This window comes from Rhodococcus sp. SBT000017 (assembly GCF_003688915.1).
GTDB lineage: Bacteria > Actinomycetota > Actinomycetes > Mycobacteriales > Mycobacteriaceae > Rhodococcoides.
In genome coordinates this window covers 1,623,430-1,643,195 of sequence record NZ_REFU01000001.1, presented here as the reverse complement: position 1 = coordinate 1,643,195, position 19,766 = coordinate 1,623,430, and the positions used below count along the sequence as shown (strand labels likewise).

Sequence of the window (19,766 nt, the reverse complement as noted above, 5' to 3'; positions counted from 1 at the left end):
CCCCGAGTAGTATCCGCTGCATGCCATACCTCGAACGCGACGGCGACGTCCACATCCTGTTCCTCGGTGCCGAGAACGGCTCGGACAATCCGGAGAACCGACTGCATCCGGACTGGATCGACGCCGTGCATGCGTTGCTGGACGAGGTCGAGGCCTCGACCGGCCCGGCGGCGCTGGTCACCACGTCGGCAGGCAAGTTCTACAGCAACGGTCTCGACACCGATTGGCTGTTCGCCAACCTGGACAAGATCACCTGGTACCTCGACCGCGTGCACACTCTCTACACCCGGTTGCTCGCCTTCCCGATGACCACCGTCGCGGCTGTGCAGGGGCACGCATTCGGCGCAGGCGCGATGTTCGCCACCTCCCACGACTTCCGCATCCAACGCGTCGATCGCGGCTTCTACTGCCTGCCCGAGGTGAACCTGAACATGCCGTTCACCGTGGGGATGTCTGCTCTGATCAACTCCCGGCTTCCCAAGCAGACCGCCGTCGAGGCCATGACGACCGGTCGCCGCTACGGCGGAGCCGACGCCGTTGCCGCCGGAATCGTCGAGGCGACGGCATCGGAGGAGTCGCTGGTGTCCGACGCGGTCGCGAAGGCGGCGGCGCTGACGAGCACCCGAGGTGCGAACCTGGCCGGGATCAAGAGTCGTATGCATGTGGATCTGCTCGCCGCGCTGAACACCGCGACCGACGACAGCAACTTCAGCTTCGGGAAGTAGCAGGACCGTCTTCACCCCCGACTGAAGCACAGCTGTTCCGACACTCGGTCGCGCTAGTGACACACTGTCTCTCGTGATCGACGAATCGAACAGTGCTGCCGTGGGCGAGGCGATGGACCGCGCCCTGGCCACCGCTACCGACGAAGTGGTCGCGCTCTCGCACTCGATTCACGCGGAACCGGAGCTGGCCTTCGCCGAACATCGCAGCGTCGCCAAGATTCTCGATACGCTCCGAGCCCACGATTTCGAGGTCGAGACAGCCGTCGCAGGCATGGACACCGCGTTCACCGCGTCGTTCGGCAGCGGCGATCTCGTCATCGGTATCTGTGCGGAGTACGACGCTCTGCCCGAGATCGGTCATGCGTGTGGGCACAACATCATCGCGGCCTCGGCTGTGGGTGCTGCGCTTGCGCTCGCCCCGGTCGCCGACGCACTCGGCATCACCGTGCGAGTGCTCGGTACCCCGGCCGAGGAGACCGGCGGCGGCAAGGTGCTGATGCTCGAGCGAGGAGTGTTCGACGGCGTCGGCGCGGCGTTGATGGTCCATCCCGGCCCCTTCGACATCGTGGGTGCGACCTCGCTGGCGCTCGCGGACATCGCCGTGAAGTTCACCGGCCGGGCCGCGCACGCGTCGGCAGCTCCCGAATGGGGAATCAACGCAGGCGATGCGGTGACCATCAGTCAGGTGGCTCTCGGGTTGCTACGGCAGCACCTCTCGCCGGGGCAGCAGTTGCACGGCATCGTCAGTGACGGAGGTGTGGCACCGAACATCGTGCCCGGCCACGCCGAGTTGCTCTACTACCTGCGCGCGAACACCACCGAATCGCTGCACGCTCTGACGGCGAAGACGTACGCGTGTTTCGAGGCGGGAGCCATCGCCACCGGGTGTACCCACAAGATCCGCACGGTGTCGCCCACCTACGCGGCGTTGACTCCGGATTCGTGGCTGGTCGCGGCTTTTCGGCAGGAGATCGAAGCGCTGGGCCGATCGCCCCTGGCTCCGGATTTGGAAGGATTTCGCCCGTTGGGCAGTACAGACATGGGAAACGTGACGAATGTTCTACCCGGTATTCACCCCGTCGTCGGACTCGATGCAGGAGGGGCGGTGACGCATCAGCCGGAGTTCGCCGCCGCGTGTGTCACCGAGTCGGCAGATCGAGCGTTGCTCGACGGAGCTCTCGGTCTCGCCAGAACTGCGGCGCGTGCCGCCGCCGATCCCAGTACCCGCGCCCGTCTGCTCGACGGCGTGATCGCCCGCTCGGCGGCGCAGTCGTGAGTACCCGCGAAGACGCGATCGATCGGTGGATTCACGCGCACACGGCAGATCTGTCTCTGTGGCGTCGGCACATTCACGCCAATCCGGAACTTGCTCGACGCGAATTCGGTACCACCGCGTTCGTGATGGAGCATCTCGAAGCAGCAGGTCTGTCACCCAAGCCGCTCCCGGGCGGAACGGGGTTGATCTGCGACATCGGACCCGACGGTCCCCGGGTGGCGTTGCGGGCGGACATGGACGCCCTACCGCTGCAGGAGAACACCGGCGCGGTGTACTCGTCGACCGTGCCGGGGGTGTCGCACGCCTGCGGGCACGACGCACACACCACGGTGCTGCTCGCGACCGGATTGGCGCTGGCGTCACTGCCGGACCTGCAGTACGGGGTGCGCCTGATCTTTCAGCCCGCCGAGGAGGTCATGCCGGGCGGTGCCCTCGACGCGGTGGCCGCGGGAGCGCTCGACGGCGTCACCAAGATCTTTGCGCTGCACTGCGATCCGCGGCTCGAGGTGGGGCAGGTCGGCGTGCGCCTCGGCGCGATCACCTCCGCGGCCGACACCGTCGAGCTGCGCCTGGATTCGCCCGGCGGACACACGTCTCGCCCGCACCTGACCACCGATCTCATCTATGCGTTGGGCACCGTCATCACCGGCCTACCCGGAATGTTGAGCAGGCGTGTCGACCCGCGGACCAGCACGGTCATGGTGTGGGGAGCGGTGGTCGCGGGCCAGGCCCCCAACGCCATACCGCAGACCGGCATGCTGACCGGCACCGTCCGCACCGGAGACCACGAGACCTGGGCATTGCTGGAACCGTTGGTTCGTGAGATCGTCACCGGGTTGCTCGCACCGACCGGTGTCCGCTTCGAGCTGCACTACCGTCGCGGCGTGCCTCCCGTGGTCAACGATCCGGCGTCCACGCACACCTTCGAGAAGGCGATCGGCCGGGTCGGACCCGACGCGTTGGCCGATACCGCGCAGTCCGGCGGCGGCGAGGATTTCTCGTGGTACCTCGAACGAGTGCCGGGCGCGATGGCTCGACTCGGTGTGTGGCCGGGCACCGGACCGCAACTCGACATCCACCAACCCACCTTCGATCTCGACGAACGAGCACTGGCCGTGGGCGTGAAGGTGATGACCGGTATCGCGCTGGATCCGAACTAGAGACAGGAGATGAGATGGCATTCGACGTGTCGCCGATCGGGATCGTCAGATCCGATCGCGCCGAGGTGGTGGACGACAACTGGGGATCGGTCGAGGCCGTGCTCGACCTCGACGCGAGTGTCCTCGACGCCGACGCGACCCTCGGTCTCGACGAGTTCTCGCACCTCGAGGTGGTCTACGGCTTCCACCTGTGCGATCCCGCCGCGACGACCACCGGTTCGCGCCACCCTCGCGGTGACACGACGCTTCCTCGGGTGGGTGTCCTCGCTCAACGGGTCAAGGATCGGCCCAATCATCTCGGGGTGTCCCGGTGCGAGATCGTCGACGTCGACGGACTGCGCATCCGAGTGCGAGGTCTCGACGCGATCGACGGCTCGCCGGTGTTCGACGTCAAGCCGTTCCTGCAGTCGATGGTTCCCGAGCGTGCGGACGTGACCGAGCCGAGCTGGGTGGCGTCGGTCATGAAGAACTACTTCTGACCCGTCCTTCGAGCTACGAGGCGGTACCCGGACCGACGTTCCGGCTGTTCCGGGTACGCAAATCTCGCACGTATTCGGCTGGGGCACCGGCGATTTCGGCAGCTTCGGCCATGACGCCGAGGTAGCGAGCCGACGGAAGGCCGCCCTCGTAGGCGTCGAGTACGTACATCCATGCGAGCACCGGCTCCCGGCCGGTCTCGATGCGCAGCCGGATCTTCCGATGAATACCGAGTTCCGAGCCCTCCCAGCGATCCAGGCTCTCCTCGTCCTCCTCGGATACGTCGTAGAGCACCACGAAGACCTGCGAGTCGGGATCCTCCACGACCGTCGCCAGCGCGCCTTCCCAGCCGATGTCTCCACCGCCGAAGGTCAACCGCCATCCGTGCAGCCACCCGGTTCCCGACAGGGGCGAGTGAGGGCATCGCTGCAACATCTGCTCCGGATGCATGTTCGATCCGTAGGCGGCATAAATTGGCACGTCGGCCAGCCTAAACCGTATCGGTGCACACTGACGCCTCGTGGTCGTGTTTCGGTGCGTCGCCCCAGGTCCGACCTCCTATCGGGCGAACGAAGCCAGCCCTACCGACGCGCGGGGGCAGCCTCTGGAATACCGTTGATGCGACACAGCGAGAGATTTCGAGCATGCGAGAAGAGGATCAATGACCCGGATTGTGATCATCGGTGGTGGTCCGGCAGGGTACGAAGCAGCGTTGGTTGCCGCACAGCACGGCGGAGAGGTGACGCTCGTCGATTCCGACGGTATCGGCGGTGCCTGCGTTCTCTGGGACTGCGTGCCGTCGAAGACGTTCATCGCCTCGACCGGCATTCGCACCGAGATGCGTCGAGCCAGCGACCTCGGCATCTCCCTCGATCCGTCGCAGGCCGCCGTCGCACTGCCGAAGATTCACGACCGCGTGAAGAGCCTCGCCCAAGCACAGTCCTCCGACATCGCCCAGCGCGCCACCTCCGTCGGCGTGCAACTGCTGGCCGGACGCGCCGAGATGATCGACTCCCACGTCGGGATGGCCTCGCACCAGATCAAGGCGGTGCTCGCCGACGGCGAAGAGCGCATCCTCGACGCGGATGTCGTGCTCATCGCAACCGGAGCCCGCCCTCGCGTGGTCAAGGGAGCCGAACCCGACGGCGAACGCATCCTCAACTGGCGTCAGCTCTACGACCTCGAGGCCCTCCCCGAGCACCTGGTGGTCGTCGGATCCGGTGTGACCGGTGCCGAGTTCGTCTCGGCCTACACCGAGATGGGCGTCAAGGTCACCGCGGTCTCGAGCCGCGACCGCGTCCTTCCGCACGAGGACGAGGATGCCGCTCTGGTGCTCGAGGACGCGTTCAACGAGCGCGGCGTCACCCTCGTCAAGCACGCGCGCGCGGATTCGGTGGTTCGCACCGAAAACGGAGTTCTCGTCACGCTGTCGGACGGTCGCACCGTCGAGGGCAGTCATGCGCTGATGACCGTCGGATCGGTGCCCAACACCTCCGGTCTGGGACTCGAGAACGTCGGCATCGAACTCGACAAGGGTGGATACCTGCGGGTGGATCGCGTCTCGCGTACCGCGGTCGCGGGCATCTACGCAGCCGGTGACTGCACCGGTCTGCTGCCGCTGGCCTCGGTCGCGGCGATGCAGGGACGCATCGCGATGTACCACGCACTGGGACAGGCCGTCAGCCCGATCAAGCTCAAGACCGTGGCCTCGGCGGTGTTCACCCGGCCCGAGATCGCATCGGTCGGCGTCGCCCAATCCAAGATCGACGCCGGTGACGTGCCCGCGCGCGTGGTGATGCTGCCGCTCACCACCAATCCGCGAGCGAAGATGAGCGGACTCAAGCGTGGTTTCGTGAAGATCTTCTGTCGTCCGGCCACGGGCGTCGTGATCGGTGGCGTCGTGGTCGCCCCGAGCGCATCGGAGCTGATTCTGCCGATCGCGATGGCCGTGCAGAACAACCTTTCGGTGAACGACCTGGCGAACACGTTCTCGGTATACCCGTCGCTGTCCGGTTCGGTCATCGAGGCCGCGCGTCAGCTGATGGCGCACGACGATCTGGACTGATCTCACAATGCGAGAAACGCGTTCCATATTTCGGTAGCACGTGAGACAGTCGAAGGAGCGGACACACCCGTCCGCTCCTTCTTCGACTCAGCGGATCCGCGGGCCGTTCTCCCATTCCTGCTGCCCCGGAGTCCTTCTCATGTCCTCTGCATACCTTCCCGCCGGCTTGGCCGGGCGCACCGAATCGCTCACCAGCTCGGCCATTCGTGACCTCCTCGCTCTCACAGCGCGCGACGATGTGATCAGCCTGGCCGGAGGTCTACCGGCCACCGACCTGATCCCTATCGACCGCATCGCCGCAGCAGCGCAGGCTGTGCTTCGTCGCCCCGACGCGGTCCAGTACTGCGAGACATCCGGCCACCGCACTCTGCGCAGCATCGTTGCGGCCAGGGAAACGCTTGCGCGCGGGGGAGTGCCCGTTGCGGTCGAGTCCGTCATCGTGACGCACGGTTCGCAGCAGGCCCTGGCATTGCTCGCGCAGGCCTTGATCGACCCGGGCGCTGTCGTCGTGGTCGACGAACCCGCGTACACCGGTGCGCTGCAGGTCTTCTCGATCGCGGGAGCGCGCATCGAGTCCATTCCCAACACCGATACCGGAATGGATACCGACGAACTCGAACGCAGACTGACGGCCGGACTGCGGCCTGCGGTGGTCCACACCGTCGCCAACTTCCACAATCCGCGTGGAGTCACGATGAGCGAGCAGCGTCGACGCCACCTCGCGGCGCTCGCGGATCGCTACGGATTCTGGGTGATCGAGGACGACCCGTACGGTGAGATCTTCTTCGACACAACGGATTCCGGTATCGAGTATCCGCCGCTGCCGATCGCATGTCACAGCGATCGCGTCATCCGACTGTCGAGTGCGTCGAAGATCCTGGCTCCGACGCTCCGTGTCGGCTGGTTCGTCGCCCCGCCCAGCGTCTGTGCGGCGGTGGAACTGCTCAAGCAGGGCGCTGATCTGTGTGGATCCTCGATGACGCAGTTGATGGCGGCGGAGATGCTCGGCGACACCGCGTGGCTGAACGCCCACCTGACGGTCCTCAGACGCGAGTACGGCTCTCGTGCAACGGCATTGACTACTGCTCTCGTCGCCGAGTTCGGTCCTCGGCTCATCGTCTCGCGCCCCGCGGGAGGGATGTTCGCCTGGGTCACCTTCCGAGACGGAACCGACACCGGCGAGTTGCTCGACGCGGCACTCGATCACGGAGTTGCCTTCGTGCCGGGCACGGCGTTCGCTTCGGGTGCGCAGTACCGTCACTCGCTCCGGTTGAGCTTCGCCGGATCGACCCCGACCGTCCTGGCAGATGCAGTGCGGCGATTGGGTGCCGCGCACTCGGCAGGTTCTGCGCCCGATGGACCCGGGGCGGTAGCCTGACGTGCAAGCAATGCGGGGATTTTCGAAGGAGAGGGAGCGTTCGAGATGAGCAACCGATCGAATACGAAGTTCCTCGGACCCGACCAGCGGGTGGAGGCGTGGGACCAGCTCGGAACCGAGCAGTTCGACGTGGTGGTGATCGGCGGTGGCGTCGTCGGCTCCGGAGCGGCCCTCGACGCAGCGACGCGTGGACTGAAGGTGGCGCTGGTCGAGGCGCGGGACTACGCGTCGGGAACGTCTTCTCGCTCGTCCAAGATGTTCCACGGCGGGCTTCGGTACCTCGAACAGCTCGAGTTCGGGCTCGTGCGCGAGGCCCTGCACGAGCGCGAACTCTCCCTGTCCACGCTCGCACCGCACTTGGTCAAGCCGCTGAAATTCCTCTTCCCGCTCACGCATCGTGTGTGGGAGCGGCCGTACATCGCTGCAGGCATCTTCCTGTACGACCGCATGGGTGGGGCCAAATCGGTGCCGCAACAGAAGCACCTGACTCGATCCGGTGCACTGCGCATGTCGCCCGGAATCAAGCGCAAGTCGCTGATCGGCGGGATTCGGTACTACGACACCGTCGTCGACGACGCCCGGCACACCATGACCGTCGCCAGAACGGCCGCCCACTACGGCGCAGTGGTGCGAACGTCCACCCAGGTCGTCGGCTTCCTGCGTGAGGCCGACCGGGTATCCGGTGTGCGCGTGCGTGATTCGGAGACCGGTGTCACCACCGAGGTACGCGCACACGTGGTGATCAATGCCACCGGTGTCTGGACCGACGAGATCCAGTCGCTGTCCAACATGCGTGGACGGTTCCGGGTACGCGCGTCGAAGGGTGTGCACATCGTGGTGCCGCGCGATCGAATCGTCAGCGAGGCCGCGATCATCCTGCGCACCGAGAAGTCGGTGCTGTTCATCATTCCGTGGGGCGCGCACTGGATCATCGGTACCACCGACACCGACTGGAACCTCGACCTCGCACACCCGGCGGCCACCAAGGCCGACATCGACTACATCCTGGGCGAGGTCAACTCGGTACTCGTCACGCCACTGACCCACGAGGACATCGACGGTGTCTACGCGGGCCTGCGGCCACTGCTCGCCGGCGAGAGCGACGAAACCTCCAAGCTGTCCCGCGAACACGCGGTCGCTCGGGTTGCACCCGGACTCGTCGCCATCGCAGGCGGCAAGTACACGACGTATCGCGTGATGGCCGAGGACGCAGTCGATCTCGCCGCCGAGGACATCCCGGTCCGGGTGGCGTCCTCGATCACCGAGAAGGTGCCCCTCGTCGGGGCCGACGGCTACTTCGCGCTGGTCAATCAGGCACCGCATCTCGGCGAGATGCACAAGCTGCATCCGCATCGGGTCACGCATCTGCTCGACCGATACGGTTCGTTGATCGACGAGGTGCTGGCCATGGCCGACGGCAAACCCGAACTGCTGCAACCACTCACCGATGCGCCGGCATACCTTCAGGTGGAGGTCGTCTACGCCGCGGCAGCGGAGGGCGCACTCCATCTCGAGGACGTGCTCTCGCGGCGCACCCGAATTTCCATCGAGTACTCCCATCGCGGAATGAACTGCGCGGGTCAGGTTGCGGCGTTGATCGCACCGGTTCTGGGTTGGGACGAGGCCACGGTCGACCGTGAGGTCGAGACATACCGTGCCCGAGTGGAGGCCGAGATCGATTCGCAGCGTCAGCCCGACGACGCATCGGCGGACGCGCTGCGCGTCGTTGCGCCCGAGGCCCGCCAGGAAATCCTCGAACCCGTTCGCACGATCTAGCGCAGTCGAACCAGCGTCCGGGGCGCGCGAGCCGCCGTCGCGCCGGAGACGGCCATGATCAGCAGGGTGAGTATCGCAAGTGTCAGCATGCGATCCATGGTGATCGGCGAAGCTGTGAACAGGCTTGGCCGCACCTGACAGGGAGCTTTCAGGTTTCTTCCCGTCGTTGTCGAACAGGGTGGGAAGACGACGCGAGCTGCGCTCGGAGATATGCCTTCTCGGCCGGCGACGGGTCGAGAGCGAGCGCGGTCGTTCGTGCGTTCCTGGCCTCCTCCGCGCGGTCCAGGCGATCGAGCATCACAGCTCGACAGGCATGCCATAGGTAGTGGCCGCCGAGGGAGTCGATGGCGTCCAGTGCGTCGAGTCCCGCAGCAGGACCCTGGCTTTCGCCTATGGCCACGCCGCGGTTGAGCGCCACGATCGGTGTGTTCTCCACAGCCGCAAGCGCGTCGTACAGTACGACGATCCGGGACCAGTCGGTGTCGGCATAGGTCGCTGCCGTGGAGTGGCATGCTGCGATGGCTGCCTGGATGGTGTAGCGGCTGGGCCGAGAGTCGTTGCGACGCAGTGCACTGTCCATCAACCGAGCACCCTCCTCGATCGCCTCTCGATTCCATCGAGATCTGTCCTGATCCTCCAGCCTGACGAGGCCGCCGGATTCATCGGTCCTGGTCGCTCGGCGCGAGTCCGTGAACAGCATGAGGGCCAGTAGCCCCTGAAGTGACGGCTCGTCCGGCATCAGGTCGATCAGCAAGCGGGCCAACCTGAGTGCCTCGTCACACAGTCGAGGCCGCACCAGCGTCTCACCGCCGAGATGGCCGGCGGTGAACATCAAATACACCGTGGTGGCCACCGCGTCGAGTCGTTGCGGCAACTCCGCCGAATCCGGTACTCGATACGGAATGTTGGCAGCTGCGATCTTCTTCTTCGCTCGCGTGAGCCGTTTGGACATGGTGGCCTCGGGCACGAGCATCAGTCGGGCGATGTCGGACGTGGCGAGCCCGCAGAGGGTGCGCAGGCTCAGTGCCACCTGCGCTTCGACGGAGAGCGTCGGATGACAGCAGGTGAAAACCAACCGCAACAGATCGTCGGCGATCGAGGACTCGTCGCTCTCGCTCCAATTCTGGTTCAGCACGGCGAGATCCGCCGCCTCTCGTTCCTTCGCGGTGCGCCCGGCCTCGCGTCTGATGATGTCGAGCGCCTTGTTGCGAGCCACGGTGGTGAGCCAGGCACGCGGATTGTCGGGGACACCCGATCTGGGCCAGTGAGCGAGTGCGGTCACCACAGCCTCGGAGACTGCGTCCTCGGCGACGGCAAAACTGCCGGTGGTGCGCACGAGGGTCGCCAGGACGCGGCGACCCTCGTCACGGACCACGGCCGAGAGGTGCTCGGCCGGCGTACTCATCGAGTCATCGGAATGACCGGCCGAACTTCGATTGCTCCGTTCCACGCCGCTGGGATCTGTGCGGCCAATGCGATCGCGGCATCGAGGTCCTCCGCTTCGAGGAGGAAGAACCCGGCAAGCACCTCTTTTGCCTCGGCGAACGGACCGTCGGTTGTCAGGACGTCACCTCCCTTCCCTCCCGACACACGCACCGTGGTGGCGGTCGACGTGGGGTACAGGACCGCTCCGCCGGTGATCGCGGATCCTGCCGCGGCACTGAATGCACCGTATTCGGCCATCTCGTCCGCGACCTCGGGCGAGGTCCAGTCGGCGTCATGGGTGTAGACGATGGCTGCGTACGTGGTCATGAAGGCTCCTTGGAGTCGTCGCGGCCGGCACCGTTTGCCGACCTACACACGAAGGACGAACGGGGTTCGTCGAAAAGGACACCACGGACCGAACCGATCTCGCCACACTTCAGTTCTGACAGTGTGGGCAGTAGTAGATCTGCCGTTCCTCCAGCGGATTGTCTCCGATCAGACCGAATTCGATGGTGGTTCCACAGCGTCTACACGGCTTGTTCTCGCGCCCGTACACCCAGAAATGTCGGCCCGGACGCCGATCTCCCGTCGTGACGCGTTGGTTGCGATCCTTGTTGGCCATGATCAATCGATAGGACAGGTCGATCGTCTTCTTCAGGTCGCCGGCGTCGCCGACCGGCGTGCGCGGGTCGACGCCACGGAGAAAGCAGATCTCGTTGCGGTAGACGTTGCCGAGGCCGGCGATGTTGCGCTGATCGAGCAGCGCGAGCCCGATCGGCCGGGCCGGATCCGATGCGAGCCTGGACAGCACGATGGCGGGATCCCAGTCGGGACCGAGCAGGTCCGGTCCGAGATATCCGACGGCTTCGTCCTCGTCCTCGAGGATCTCGAGCACTCCGAGCTCGAAACCGATGGCCTGTGCGTCGGCGGTGTTCAAGATGATCCGCGCTTGGAACGCAGGGCGACGCCACCGAGCGCCGGGTGCGTAGACGTGCCAGGTGCCCTCCATCTTCAGATGCGAATGGATGGAGTAACCGCCCACTCGAATCAGCAGATGCTTCCCGCGTGAGGCGACGGAATCGACGGTCTCGCCGGTGAAGTCGACTGTGGCGTAACGGGGTACGCGAATGTCGCAGGTGGTGAGCCGCCGGCCCTCGAGTGCGGCGCGCAGGGTGTTGGCGGCGCGCCAGACGGTATCGCCCTCGGGCATCGGAGTCGGTGTCCTCTCTGGTGTTCTTGCAGGTGATCGGGCAATTTCAGCGGCGCAGACGAAGTCCGCGCGGGGTCGCCGAGAAGCCTGCTTCGGTCAAGGTCTTGGCGAAGTCGGTGCCGTGAATGTCGTGACCGTTGATCCGCTCTACCAGTAGCTTGTCGACTCCGCCGCGGCGAACGGTGGCCGCCAAGGCGGTTGCTGCAGCGCCGATGTCCTCTGCATTCTCACCGAACGTGAGCACCGACTTTCCGCCACGTTCGACGAACATCGTCAATTCGCCGCGGACGAGGACGACCAGTGCGCCGGCCTTGCGCCCCGGCCGATGCTTCGTCGTCTCGTCCGGCTTCTCTCCGACACCGGCCTCGCCGACACCGGCTTTCGGCCAGGGCAGTGCTCCGCCGTAGGGGTTGGCCGGATCGCACGACGCGAGTACGACAGCGGTGGCGTTCTTCTTCGGTTCGTCGTAGCTGCGCAACCGGTCGACCACATCGGAGGTGGAGAATTGCGCACCGCCGAGTGAGTCGACGAAGTAGCCGCGACGGCAGCGACCGGAATCCTCGAACCCGGTGAGCACCTTGTACATCGTGGCGAATCCGCCGGGCACACCCTCGTTCATCACCGAACCGCGCGTCACGACGCCGTAGCGCTCGAGCAGGACGTCGGCGGTCGCATGGGCGCGGACGGTGAGGTCGGGTTCGAGCTCGGGCAATCGTGACCATCGTCCACCCGCCGTCGGCGGCCCGGTGCGGGTCGGGAGCGAGGGGCGCTCGAATTGCCGGTACGAGCGCAGCCGCGGTGTACGACGAGGCGCACGATGACTCGGGGCCGAGCGGGTGGTCGTCGAGTTCAGCAGCGCGCGCAGCGGAGCGAACGTGTCGTTGCTCAGACGCCCTGCCCACACCAGCTCCCACAGTGCAGCCTGCAGTGCGGTGTCGTCGGTACTGCCGACGGTATCGGAGAGTTGCCGGAAGAAGTACGCACCGCCGCCCGCGACGGCATCCTGAATGCGAATTTGCAGTTCCGACAGGTCCGATTCGGCGGCAGGCACCAGGGTGAGCGGGGCGGTGTCGGCCATGTGCAGGCTCACCCAGCCGTCCTTCGACGAGATCGCGCCGTGTCCCGACCACAGCACCTCGCCGGTGGAGGTGAGTTCGTCGAGCATCGCCGGACTGTAATCGGTCACCCGCGACGAGAGCACGAGAGATTCCCAGGCCGACGCCGGAACAGGAACGCCCGCAAGCTGTTCGATGACTGTCGCGACGCCGTCGATTCCGCTCAGGCGTCGGCTGTCCACGTGCTGCCACGCCGGAAGGAAGCGGCCGAGGGTGGCGGTGGAGACGGGTTCGACTTCCTGCCGGGCGGCAGCGAGCGACCGCCGCCGCAAACGCCGGAGGACCTCGGCGTCGCACCATTCGCTACCCGTAGCACCGGGACGGAATTCGCCCTCGACGACGCGCTTGTCGACGGCGAGTCTGCGTAGGACGTCGCGTACCACGGCGGTACCGACCCCGAAGCGCGCCGCCGCGTCGTCGAGGGTGAACGGTCCGTGGGTTCGGGCGTACCGGCTGATCAGGTCCACCAGCGGATCGTCGACCGGCTCGATGAAGGCTGCGGGAGTACCGATGGGAAGCGGGACGCCCAACGCATCGCGCAGCCGAGCGGCGTCTTCGATGGCCGTCCACCAGTTCTTGCCTGCGAACGAGACCTCCATCGCCCGTTTGGCATCGGCGAGTTCGGTGAGCCACTGCGGGTACTCGTCGCCGTCGGTTCGCAGGCCGACTTCCGTGGCGGTAAGCGGACCGAGCAGCCGTAGCAGGTCTGCGACGCCTTCGATGTCCTTGGCGTGGCGGTCCTCCGGGAGGCGCTGCAGTTCGAGTTCGGTGGTGGTGATGACGCTGTCGTCGAGCAGCTCTCGCAGTTCGACGCGTCCGAGCAGCTCGGCGAGGAGTGCCGAGTCGAGTGACAGTGCGGCGGCTCGGCGTTCGGCCAACGGGCTGTCGCCCTCGTACATGAATGCGCCGACGTAGTTGAACAACAGCGAATTGGCGAACGGCGACGGCGATGGGGTCTCGACGTCGACGATTCTGATCTGGCGTCGGCCGATTCGGGCCAGGATGTCCTCGAGGGCGGGGAGGTCGTAGACGTCCTGGAGGCACTCGCGGACCGTCTCGAGCAGGATCGGGAACGTGGGGTACTTGCGTGCCACGTCGAGCAGCTGAGCCGAACGCTGGCGTTGCTGCCACAGCGGCGCGCGTTTGCCCGGGTTGCGCCGGGGGAGAAGCAGTGCGCGAGCGGCACATTCGCGAAACCTCGACGCGAACAATGCCGATCCGCCGACCTGCTCTGTGACGATGTCGGCAATCTCGTCGCGCTCGAACACGAACAGCTCTGCGCCGGGCGGCTGGTCGTCGGTGTCGGGGAGCCGAACGATGATGCCGTCGTCGGAAGCAGTGGGCGCGGCGTCGATGCCGTAGCGCTCGATCAGCCTTGCGCCGACTGCGAGTGCCCACGGCGCGTGTACCTGCTGACCGTAGGTGGAATGCAGCACGAGCCGCCAGTCGCCCAGTTCGTCACGGAACCGCTCGACGATCATCGTCTTGTCGGTGGGGAGCTGGCCGGTGGCCTCGAGTTGTTCGTCGAGCAAGGCGATGAGGTTGTTGACGGCGTTGGCGTCGAGACCGTCGGAGCTCAGTCGCTCGGCCAAGTTGCTGCGATCGGTCGTGCTACGAAGGAACTCGCCGAGCGCCTGGCCCAGTTCTGCCGGTCGGCCGAGACCGTCGCCGTGCCAGAAGGGGAGCCGGCCGGGTTGACCGTACGCCGGGCTGACGAGCACCCGATCGTGGGTGATCTCCTCGATACGCCAGCTGGTGGCACCGAGTGCGAACACGTCACCCACTCGCGATTCGTAGACCATCTCCTCGTCCAGTTCACCGACCCTGGACTGCTTTTCACCCACCATGTAGACGGTGAACAGTCCACGGTCGGGGATGGTGCCGCCGGAGGTGACGGCCAGTCGCTGCGACCCGGGACGGCCGGTGAGAGTGTTGGCGTCGCGGTCCCACACGAGCCTCGGCCGCAGTTCGGCGAACTCGTCCGAGGGATAGCGGCCCGAGAGCAGGTCGAGAGTCGACTCGTAGGCCGACCGGGGCAGGGTGGCGAAACTGCCTGTGCGACGTAGAGAATCGAACCAGTCCTCGGCGTCGATCGGCTCGAGAGCGCAGGCCGCCACGGTCTGCTGCGCCAGCACGTCGAGAGGGTTGGCGGGAACGAACAACGCCTCGATCTTCCCCGTCGTCATCCGTTCGACGGTGACGGCGCAGTGAATCAGATCGGTGCGGTGCTTGGGGAACAACACACCCTTGGAGATCTCGCCGACCTGGTGGCCCGCGCGTCCGACGCGTTGCAACCCACTCGCCACCGATGGTGGTGCTTCGACCTGAACGACCAGATCGACTGCGCCCATGTCGATTCCGAGTTCGAGGCTGCTGGTGGCGACGACGCAGCGCAGCCTGCCGGTCTTGAGATCGTCCTCGATCAGCGCGCGCTGATCCTTGCTGACACTGCCGTGGTGGGCTCGGGCCAACAACGGATCGGCACCGTGGTTCACGTCGTTGGGAGTGCCGACCTGCGAGGGCGGTTTGTGCTGTGTCTCCACGCCGTCGCCGATCCGTTCGGCATACACCTCGTTGAGCCGCGCGGTGAGCCGTTCTGCGAGACGTCGGGAATTGGCGAAGACGATGCACGATTTGTGCTCGAGGATGAGATCGACCATCTTCTCCTCGACGTGCGGCCAGATCGATCCCTGCGCCGGGGGAGCGGTTGAGGTGTCCGCATTCGGATCGGTGACGCCCAGTTCGGTCATGTCCTCCACGGGCACCTGAACCGTCAGATCGAACGTCTTCGGAGCGGGTGGAGCGACGATCTCGATGGGGGCCGCACCGGCCAGGAAGCGGCCCACTTCTTCGTGGGGGCGCACAGTCGCAGACAGGCCGATGCGCTGTGCGGGCTTGTCCAACATCGCGTCGAGCCGCTCGAGGGACACCGCGAGGTGCGCGCCCCGTTTGGTGCCTGCGACGGCGTGTACCTCGTCGACGATCACAGTGTCGACCTCGGCGAGGATGTCTCGCGCGGCCGAGGTGAGCATCAGGAACAGCGATTCCGGGGTGGTGATCAGAATGTCCGGCGGAGTCTTGATCATGTTCCTGCGGTCGGCGGCGCTGGTGTCGCCGGATCGCACGCCGACCGAGATCTCCGGTGGGTTCAGCCCGAGGCGCTTGGCGGTCTGGGTGATACCGACCAGTGGAGCCCGCAGGTTGCGCTCGACGTCGACGGCAAGGGCCTTGAGCGGCGAGATGTAGAGGACTTTGGTTTTGCGGGTGCTGTCCGCACCCAGTTGCGCCAGCTCGTCCAGGGCCCACAGGAAGGCCGAGAGCGTCTTGCCCGAACCCGTCGGAGCAACCACGAGGGTGTGCGAACCACTCGAGATCGACGACCACGCGCCCAACTGCGCGGACGTGGGAGCAGGAAAGGCGCCGGTGAACCATTCACGGGTGGGCCGCGACAACTTCTGCATCACCGACAGCTCGCCCGCTTCGTCGGTGCCCGTACTCTGCCTGGCCATCCCATCATCATGCCCCCGAGCACCGACAGATGATCCTCACGCAGTTCCGCGATTGCGCGGCGGTGTCGATTCGAGCGATTCGGGTACACCGCTCCCATGACCGACGACCAAGAGATCATGCAGAAGATTTCCGCGAAACTCGACGCTCTGCTCGGCAGCAAGACCAACGGCCTGCAGAACGAGGTGCCTCCGGGTGCGAGCATCCAGTCCGACGAGGACGACGCCGAGCACGGGCCGCTCGGTCGCGACTACCACTTGGCGAGCAAGTACGCACAAGCGCTCGCCATCAACGAGCCTCAGGTGATCGACCGCGAAGAATTCGACCGTTTGGTCGCCGAATACGGTTGACCTGCACCGCTGTATGACGACAGCCCCGGCCCGCGCACTGGGTCGGGGCTTCGTCGTGTCCGGCGACCGCACCTGACGGTTCACGATCGAGCAGAACCGGCAGAATCCCGCGCTCGGTGTCCGATAGTGAACGCTCCGGTGCGGCAGACGTGGCGTAGAGCCTGGCATCGTATCTACAGTCGATGGGGTGACCGAACGGAAGAAGCCAGGAGTCACGTTCGAGTCCTGGGTGGACAAGCAGATTCGCCAGGCGCAGGACAACGGTGCGTTCGAGGGCCTCGAGGGCACCGGTAAGCCGATTCCGGTCGGCGACCCCGGCGACGAGCTGTGGTGGGTTCGCGGCTACCTGAAACGGGAGAACCTGCCCGCCGATGCGTTGCTGCCCACTGCACTGCAGCTGCGCAAGGAGATCGAGCGGCTGCCGGCGACACTGATCGGCATTCGGCGCGAGGATTCGGCGCGAGATGTGCTGGACGAGTTGAATGTTCGCATCGTCGACTGGATTCGGTTCCCGACGCCGCCGGTCGTGCCGCTCGCCCCGGTGGACGTCGAGACCTGGATGGAGAGCTGGCGAACCAACCGAGCCGAGGTGGACCGTCTCGAGCGTGAGCATCGTTCGCAGTCGGCCACGACACCCACGAATGCGAGGGGTTCCGATGCGCCGACGTGGTGGACGCGACTGCGCGGCAAGATCGTCCGGAAGCGCCGAGGCCGAGCGCGCTAGTTCTCTGCGTCGCGTTCTTCGTCGGCGAGCTTGTCCTCGCCTCGGTTACGGAAGAACTTGAATCCCGGAATGCCGATGACCGCGCGTCGAACGTCCTTGGTGACTCCGAGGAGCTCATGAATCTCGGGGGACACCGTGTCGAGGGTGGCGAGGATAGGAAGCAGCGCTTCCATGTGATCGAGGAGTCCGGGTAGCTGATCGACCATCGCGATCGCGGCGTCGACCTCCTCCTCGGACAGGCTGTCGACGAACTTGCGGGCCATGGGTTCGGATTTCTTGGCGATGGGATCGAACAACTCGATCAGCTCCAGCGCGGTGTGCGAGGCGACCGACGCCGACGCGACCACCTCGTCCGCGGCCCCGGTTGTCCGCTGCACGCTGGCAACCACGGCGTCGGCGGAGTCGATCACGTGATCGATGCGTGTCATCAACATCTCAATGCGTGTCAGCAGTGCTTCGATTCGGCCGGGCAGGGTAAGCGCGAAAGCGGTCGTGGTGAGCATCCAGCCCGCACCGGCCCGCGCAACCGCTACTCCGCGCCGGAGCACCGTTTCGGTACCGAGGGGATCGGGGAGAACCACACCTGCCAAGACCAGAGCCATAGGAGCGACAATGCCACACCGACACAACGCCCCGACTGCCGTTAGCCTCGAAGCATGAGAGCTCTCGTCACCGGTGCCAGCGGGTACATCGGGTCGCGGTTGGTGGCAGCTCTGCTGGCCGACAAGGCCGAGGTCGTCGTCGGCTCCCGAACGCCGGACAATCTGCGGACCTTCGACTTCTTCGACTCCGTCACCGCAGTCTCGCTCGACGTCACCGACGAACAGTCCTGTGCTGCCGCGTTCGCGGAGACCGGCGACATCGATGTGGCCTATTACCTCGTGCACGCCATCGGCGAATCCGACTACCGAGCGCAGGACCGACGATCCGCCGAGCAGTTCGCTGCGGCGGCCGCGCGGGCGGGAGTACGCCGAATCGTCTACCTCGGCGGTTTCGTACCCGACGACGACCGACTCTCGGAGCACCTCGCGAGCCGGGCGGACGTCGGCGAGGCTCTGACGGTGGACGGCGTCGAGCTGGTCTGGCTGCGAGCGGCCATCGTCCTGGGTGCAGGCTCGACGTCGTACGAGATGTTGCGGTACCTCGCCGATCGCTTGCCGGTGCTGCCGCTGCCGAGTTGGCTCGCCGAGCCCGTGCAGCCCATCGCCGTCGACGACGTGCTGCATTACCTGCTGGCATCCGCCGACGCCGAATCGGTTCCCGCGGGTTCCTACGACATCGGTGGGCCGGATGTGGTGCCGTATCGAGATCTGGTGTTCGCGTACGTCGAAGCTGCCGGTCTCCAGCGCATCGGCGTTCCTGTGCCGCTGGTGCCGACCTCGCTCGCAGGCAAGGTCATCGGAATGATCATTCCGGTTCCTGCAGGGCTCGCCGAGGATCTGGTGGGATCGCTGCACAACACGATGACGACGTCGGAGAGTCGGATTCGTGAGCTCGTTCCGGACTCTCCTCGAGGTCTCACCACGATTGCCGACGCCATGGCCCGTAGTGTGCGGGGAATGGTCGGTGACCCACCCGGTGTCTGTGCGCTGAAGGATCCGCTTCGGCTGGCGCGCACCGACGCGGCGTGGAGCGGCGGTGACGCTCTGGGGATCAGACGTCGCGGTGTCGCGGCGTCCTCCGACCGCACCTGGGGGTTGATCGAAGCCCTCGGTGGGCGTCGACTGCTGTACTCGAAGCCCGTTGCTGCGGCAGTGCGCACCAATCTCGACGTGATGGCCGACGTGAATCGACGCGCGAGGTCGGTCGTGCGCCGACTGACCGATACCGAGGAGGCGTGATGGGAACGTGGTCCACGACCGCGCTCAACGTGATGAAGTCCGCTCTGGTCGACCCGGTCGAGCGCGATCACAAGGAGTCCGACGCGGCGTTCCGCAAGCGGCGGATCATCGTGCTGATCACACTGGTGATCGGTGCCACGGTGCTCTACTTCTCGCTCAAGGTCGAGCCGGGCGATCCCGCGTTCTACGCACTGACCCTGGTGTTGGCCGCGGTGTGGACGGTGGGCGGATTCCTGTCGGGCCCACTGCATCTCGGACGCATTCAGGTCGGGGGATCGATCAGGCGGCCGATCGTCACGCCCATCCTGATCGGTCTCGCCGTCGGCGGGGTGTTCATGCTCGGCGGTCTCGTGGTGCGGCAGATTCCGCCGCTGGCCGACTTCACCGAGAACGTACTCGCGCACGCCCGGGTGGGTTCGTTGGTGTTGATCGTGTTCATCGCGTTGCTCAACGGCGTGGCCGAGGAGATCTTCTTCCGAGGAGCGCTGTACTCGGCCATCGGCGTCAAGCATCCGGTGATCATCTCGACGGTCGTCTACGCGATAGCCACCCTCGCCTCGGGCAACCCGATGCTCGGCTTCGCAGCAGTGCTTCTGGGCTACGTGATGGGCCTGCAGCGGCGCGCATCCGGCGGAATACTGGCACCGATCCTGACTCATGTCAGTTGGTCGGCGGTCATGGTTCTCGCGCTACCGCCGCTCTTCGTGTGATCTGCGGTGTTCGACCAGAAAGAGGCA

The 19,766-nt window shown here is 65.8% G+C and carries 17 protein-coding genes; 11 read left to right on the top strand and 6 right to left on the bottom strand.

Annotated features, from left to right (window positions below):
• Positions 1-20: 20 nt before the first annotated feature.
• The 4 genes from AYK61_RS07425 (at position 21) to AYK61_RS07410 (ending at position 3,640) form a co-directional block, all read left to right on the top strand.
• Positions 21-725 (top strand): enoyl-CoA hydratase-related protein, encoded by a 705-nt coding sequence (locus AYK61_RS07425; RefSeq protein WP_121870343.1) that lies wholly within the window; start codon positions 21-23, stop codon positions 723-725.
• A gap of 112 nt (positions 726-837) precedes the next feature.
• A complete protein-coding gene (locus AYK61_RS07420; RefSeq protein WP_121872543.1) occupies positions 838-2,001 on the top strand; it encodes a M20 family metallopeptidase in 1,164 nt (387 codons plus the stop codon).
• A complete protein-coding gene (locus AYK61_RS07415) occupies positions 1,998-3,161 on the top strand; it encodes a M20 family metallopeptidase (RefSeq protein ID WP_121870342.1) in 1,164 nt (387 codons plus the stop codon). Before AYK61_RS07420 ends, AYK61_RS07415 begins: the two co-directional genes overlap by 4 nt.
• 14 nt (positions 3,162-3,175) lie before the next feature.
• The gene (locus AYK61_RS07410; protein ID WP_121870341.1) at positions 3,176-3,640 is read left to right on the top strand and encodes a TrmO family methyltransferase; all 465 of its coding nucleotides are present in this window, start codon (positions 3,176-3,178) and stop codon (positions 3,638-3,640) included.
• 13 nt (positions 3,641-3,653) lie between these two features.
• Here the strand turns inward: AYK61_RS07410 and AYK61_RS07405 are convergent, their stop codons facing one another.
• Positions 3,654-4,118 (bottom strand): gamma-glutamylcyclotransferase, encoded by a 465-nt coding sequence (locus AYK61_RS07405; protein ID WP_037188123.1) that lies wholly within the window; start codon positions 4,116-4,118, stop codon positions 3,654-3,656.
• Between the two features lie 181 nt (positions 4,119-4,299).
• On the opposite strand from AYK61_RS07405, the gene AYK61_RS07400 reads away from it, so the two are divergent.
• From AYK61_RS07400 to glpD, 3 genes are all read left to right on the top strand, one after another.
• Entirely contained in the window at positions 4,300-5,703 is a 1,404-nt protein-coding gene (locus AYK61_RS07400; RefSeq protein ID WP_121870340.1) for an NAD(P)H-quinone dehydrogenase, read from the top strand.
• A 139-nt stretch (positions 5,704-5,842) separates the two neighbouring features.
• Positions 5,843-7,081, top strand: a complete 1,239-nt coding sequence (locus AYK61_RS07395; RefSeq protein ID WP_121870339.1) for a PLP-dependent aminotransferase family protein — start codon at positions 5,843-5,845, stop codon at positions 7,079-7,081.
• A gap of 45 nt (positions 7,082-7,126) precedes the next feature.
• Complete coding sequence (glpD, locus tag AYK61_RS07390; RefSeq protein WP_121870338.1) at positions 7,127-8,857, top strand: glycerol-3-phosphate dehydrogenase; 1,731 nt, start codon at positions 7,127-7,129, stop codon at positions 8,855-8,857.
• Positions 8,858-9,005: 148 nt separating this feature from the next.
• Here glpD and AYK61_RS07385 read toward each other — a convergent pair whose 3' ends face one another.
• The 4 genes from AYK61_RS07385 to AYK61_RS07370 form a co-directional block, all read right to left on the bottom strand.
• Positions 9,006-10,262 (bottom strand): RNA polymerase sigma factor, encoded by a 1,257-nt coding sequence (locus AYK61_RS07385; RefSeq protein ID WP_121870337.1) that lies wholly within the window; start codon positions 10,260-10,262, stop codon positions 9,006-9,008.
• Entirely contained in the window at positions 10,259-10,609 is a 351-nt protein-coding gene (locus tag AYK61_RS07380) for a YciI family protein (protein ID WP_121870336.1), read from the bottom strand. Before AYK61_RS07380 ends, AYK61_RS07385 begins: the two co-directional genes overlap by 4 nt.
• 109 nt (positions 10,610-10,718) lie before the next feature.
• Positions 10,719-11,492, bottom strand: coding sequence for a DNA-formamidopyrimidine glycosylase family protein (locus AYK61_RS07375; protein WP_121870335.1), 774 nt, complete (start codon positions 11,490-11,492; stop codon positions 10,719-10,721).
• Between the two features lie 46 nt (positions 11,493-11,538).
• Positions 11,539-16,116 carry an ATP-dependent helicase gene (locus AYK61_RS07370; RefSeq protein WP_397484773.1) on the bottom strand — a complete coding sequence of 1,526 codons (4,578 nt, stop codon included), beginning with the start codon at positions 16,114-16,116 and terminating at the stop codon, positions 11,539-11,541.
• A 96-nt stretch (positions 16,117-16,212) separates the two neighbouring features.
• On the opposite strand from AYK61_RS07370, the gene AYK61_RS07365 reads away from it, so the two are divergent.
• The gene (locus tag AYK61_RS07365) at positions 16,213-16,464 is read left to right on the top strand and encodes a modification methylase HgiDII (protein ID WP_068051442.1); all 252 of its coding nucleotides are present in this window, start codon (positions 16,213-16,215) and stop codon (positions 16,462-16,464) included.
• 187 nt (positions 16,465-16,651) lie between these two features.
• On the top strand, positions 16,652-17,188 hold the full coding sequence (locus AYK61_RS07360; RefSeq protein WP_237669085.1) for a DUF1992 domain-containing protein: 537 nt from the start codon (positions 16,652-16,654) through the stop codon (positions 17,186-17,188).
• Here AYK61_RS07360 and AYK61_RS07355 read toward each other — a convergent pair.
• Positions 17,185-17,790 (bottom strand): ribulose 1,5-bisphosphate carboxylase large subunit, encoded by a 606-nt coding sequence (locus AYK61_RS07355; protein WP_121870334.1) that lies wholly within the window; start codon positions 17,788-17,790, stop codon positions 17,185-17,187. The genes AYK61_RS07360 and AYK61_RS07355 overlap by 4 nt on opposite strands.
• A 54-nt stretch (positions 17,791-17,844) precedes the next feature.
• Between AYK61_RS07355 and AYK61_RS07350 the strand changes: the two genes are divergently transcribed.
• Positions 17,845-19,029, top strand: coding sequence for an NAD(P)H-binding protein (locus tag AYK61_RS07350; protein ID WP_121870333.1), 1,185 nt, complete (start codon positions 17,845-17,847; stop codon positions 19,027-19,029).
• Positions 19,029-19,739 (top strand): CPBP family intramembrane glutamic endopeptidase, encoded by a 711-nt coding sequence (locus AYK61_RS07345; protein ID WP_037188095.1) that lies wholly within the window; start codon positions 19,029-19,031, stop codon positions 19,737-19,739. Before AYK61_RS07350 ends, AYK61_RS07345 begins: the two co-directional genes overlap by 1 nt.
• The last annotated feature ends 27 nt before the right edge of the window (positions 19,740-19,766 follow it).

Bases quoted from the DNA above. Each gene is read 5' to 3' on its own strand.
- AYK61_RS07380 (WP_121870336.1), bottom strand. From the start codon at position 10,609: ATGACCACGTACGCAGCCATCGTCTACACCCATGACGCCGACTGGACC.
- AYK61_RS07345 (WP_037188095.1), top strand. From the start codon at position 19,029: ATGGGAACGTGGTCCACGACCGCGCTCAACGTGATGAAGTCCGCTCTG.
- AYK61_RS07420 (WP_121872543.1), top strand. From the start codon at position 838: ATGGACCGCGCCCTGGCCACCGCTACCGACGAAGTGGTCGCGCTCTCG.
- glpD (WP_121870338.1), top strand. From the start codon at position 7,127: ATGAGCAACCGATCGAATACGAAGTTCCTCGGACCCGACCAGCGGGTG.
- AYK61_RS07400 (WP_121870340.1), top strand. From the start codon at position 4,300: ATGACCCGGATTGTGATCATCGGTGGTGGTCCGGCAGGGTACGAAGCA.
- AYK61_RS07355 (WP_121870334.1), bottom strand. From the start codon at position 17,790: ATGGCTCTGGTCTTGGCAGGTGTGGTTCTCCCCGATCCCCTCGGTACC.
- AYK61_RS07410 (WP_121870341.1), top strand. From the start codon at position 3,176: ATGGCATTCGACGTGTCGCCGATCGGGATCGTCAGATCCGATCGCGCC.
- AYK61_RS07375 (WP_121870335.1), bottom strand. From the start codon at position 11,492: ATGCCCGAGGGCGATACCGTCTGGCGCGCCGCCAACACCCTGCGCGCC.
- AYK61_RS07385 (WP_121870337.1), bottom strand. From the start codon at position 10,262: ATGAGTACGCCGGCCGAGCACCTCTCGGCCGTGGTCCGTGACGAGGGT.
- AYK61_RS07365 (WP_068051442.1), top strand. From the start codon at position 16,213: ATGACCGACGACCAAGAGATCATGCAGAAGATTTCCGCGAAACTCGAC.
- AYK61_RS07370 (WP_397484773.1), bottom strand. From the start codon at position 16,116: ATGGCCAGGCAGAGTACGGGCACCGACGAAGCGGGCGAGCTGTCGGTG.
- AYK61_RS07425 (WP_121870343.1), top strand. From the start codon at position 21: ATGCCATACCTCGAACGCGACGGCGACGTCCACATCCTGTTCCTCGGT.
- AYK61_RS07350 (WP_121870333.1), top strand. From the start codon at position 17,845: ATGAGAGCTCTCGTCACCGGTGCCAGCGGGTACATCGGGTCGCGGTTG.
- AYK61_RS07395 (WP_121870339.1), top strand. From the start codon at position 5,843: ATGTCCTCTGCATACCTTCCCGCCGGCTTGGCCGGGCGCACCGAATCG.